Here is a 2,372-nt window from a genome sequence, read left to right as displayed (position 1 = left end):
CGGTGAGGGCCGAGGTCAGCCAGCCACAGCGTGTAGGGGTGAAGCACAAATTGCTGGCCACCGGTTCGTGCGGCCTGGGGGATGCGCACGGCGCGCCATTCAACCGTCTTGCTCTCGGCCGAGCCGAACCTGCCGAGCCGCACCAGCGCCGCCCGGCCCTCGCGGATGGCGCTCGCCAGCGCCTCGTCCGCCAGCAGCTCCCTGACCGCGCGGATCCACTCCGGCGGCAACCCGCGCTCGGCCTTCTGCAGTTCGCCGGCAAAGAAGTCGAACAGCCGGCGATGGAAGTCGTGGGTGGTTCGCAGCAGGTCGGCAAGCAAGAGGAACGCGCGGCCCCGGTCTGTCCCGCCCCGCTGGCGATGTTCGCGGATGTCGCCCCTGAGCGCGCCGGGCACAAACGGGGGGATGAGCTCGACGCGAACCGAAATGCTGGCGGTTGCCGGTCCAGCGACCGGGGCGCGCTTGTGGTTCCGGACCTCTGCCACCAGCCCGCTCCATGCGCCGGCCGGCAGCAGGTCGGAGACGAAGAGCCGGGCGAACGGGCTAGCGTGGAACCGCTTCCGCCCCTCGGCGTCTACGGCGCCGAGCAACCGGTCCGACGGATCCTTCTGGTCCGGTCGCGGCGAGGGAGGCGCGGCCCGGTTCCCTGCCGCATCGCGCTTCGCCACTTCCGCCGTCCGCAGCGCGCCCTTGAGGGACGAGCCCGGCACATAGGGCCGCCCCTCGGGAGTCAGGGCGTGGCGGGAAATCGCGATCTGGCTGGCGACCTGCCCGGCACCCCACTGGCCTGCCTGTGCATTGGCACCGAAGCTTTGCAGGATGCGCTCGTGCTCTCCCGTTGTCAGCTCGATCCGGCCGATCTCCCCGGTCCGGAGATGTTGGACATTGGCCTTCAGCACCCTCTGCAGTTCGAAGATGGCGCCCATACCTTGCCGCGCCGCGGCAGTCTCGAGGGCCCGCAAGGCCGCATCTGGCAGCCGGACGGACAGCGGGTCGAAGACCATCAGCTCGTGGCGCTTCGGATCGGGCACCGCCCGCGTCCAGTCGAGATCGTCGCCCGAGCCGATGTGGATCGGCGACAGCGGCGTCAGCGTGATCGGGTGGCGGACGAGCGGTTTCGTCATGCCGCGCTCCGCGCCGCATCGGCCCAGCGCGCCACGATGGGGATGACCGGCGCATAGCCCTGGTGCACCGTTCCCGGCACCGCCTCCTTCGAAAGCCGCCCACCCCCGCCAAGCCCCCGCCCCAGGAACAGCGCCCCGGGGTCGAACGAAGCGGGCCGCAGCACCGCACCCGTGTCCATCAGCAGCACCGGCATCTTGAAGGGATTCGCGCCGGTGGCCGCATCAGCCCCGTGCCGGCCGAAACGGACGAACGGCCGATGGAAGCTGCGCCCCGCATCGAGGCTGCCCGGCGCATGGGCAGAGGGCGCCAGGGCCAGAAAGGCATCGGCGCCTTCCGCCTGCACGGGCCGCCCCTCGGCCCAGCCCTCGATCGCGAACCGCCCAAGCCCGATCGAGGCATCCCGGCCGAAGCCGAAGGCCCCTACATCGGCCAGCGCCGTCGCAAGGTCGGATCGCGCCAGCCGCGCCTCGTCGAGGAGGAGGTGCACCCAGAGCCGCACGTCAGCCACGCGCTTGCCTGCCGCCCGCTCCACCCAGCGGAACGGCCAGCGCCGCTCCATCTGGAAGGGATCGAACCCTTCCCCGGTGGTGCCGGTCAGGCGCGAGAGGCTGTTGTGCGGCTGGGCAGCGGCTGCGAACGGCTCCTCCGCGACATCGCCTTCGGCCGGGAAGGGAGGCAGAGGCCCGGCAAGGAGCCGCGCGGCAAGAAAGCGGCCCTTCTTCGCCGTCTTGCGCTGGAGCGGATCGACCGGCGGCGGCGGCAGTTCCGGCCGGGGCAGGAAGCCCAGGGGAAAGGCGTCGGAGACGACGAGGAACGGCCGGCCCCCGGCATAGCCGTCGAGCAGCTCTTCGAGCCGCGCTTCGCCCAGGCGGTGCCGGAGCGCCCAGCACAGCTGGCCGAACAGCGTGTCGCCGCGAAGCGGCGTGCCGAAGGCCGAAAGCGGCCGGAGGGTTACGGCAAGCCAGCGCAAGCTGGGCCTCAGGCGGCCATCCGGAACGGGTCGGCCGGCCGCCAGTCGGCGTGCGGCCGGCCGTCGACCCGAACCTCCTCGAAGCGGACCTTGCCATAGCCGCGCGAGCCCGAGCCGCCCAGCGCATCCAGCTCGACGAGCGCCATCCCCTGGAACAGGAGCGGGAGGAGATCCGGATCGTTGGCGAAGCGGCGCAGCCGGGCGTCGAACCGGAAGCGGACTCCGGGAACCACCCGCTCGGTCTGCCGCGGGTTGGTGGCCGTGCCCGAGATGCGGT

At 71.9% G+C, this 2,372-nt stretch carries 3 protein-coding genes; all 3 read right to left on the bottom strand.

What is annotated here, in order from left to right:
• The coding region (locus tag H3H34_RS13175) for an RAMP superfamily CRISPR-associated protein (RefSeq protein WP_194745766.1) at positions 1–1,124 on the bottom strand (1,124 nt) is incomplete at its 3' end.
• Positions 1,121–2,095, bottom strand: coding sequence for a type III-A CRISPR-associated RAMP protein Csm4 (csm4, locus tag H3H34_RS13170; RefSeq protein WP_194745765.1), 975 nt, complete (start codon positions 2,093–2,095; stop codon positions 1,121–1,123). The genes csm4 and H3H34_RS13175, both read right to left, overlap by 4 nt.
• Before the next feature lie 8 nt (positions 2,096–2,103).
• The coding region (locus tag H3H34_RS13165) for a hypothetical protein (RefSeq protein WP_207790954.1) at positions 2,104–2,372 on the bottom strand (269 nt) is incomplete at its 5' end.

This window comes from Thermaurantiacus tibetensis (assembly GCF_015354055.1).
In the GTDB taxonomy this organism is placed as follows: domain Bacteria; phylum Pseudomonadota; class Alphaproteobacteria; order Sphingomonadales; family Sphingomonadaceae; genus Thermaurantiacus; species Thermaurantiacus tibetensis.
This window is presented reverse-complemented; position numbering and strand designations above follow the sequence as displayed.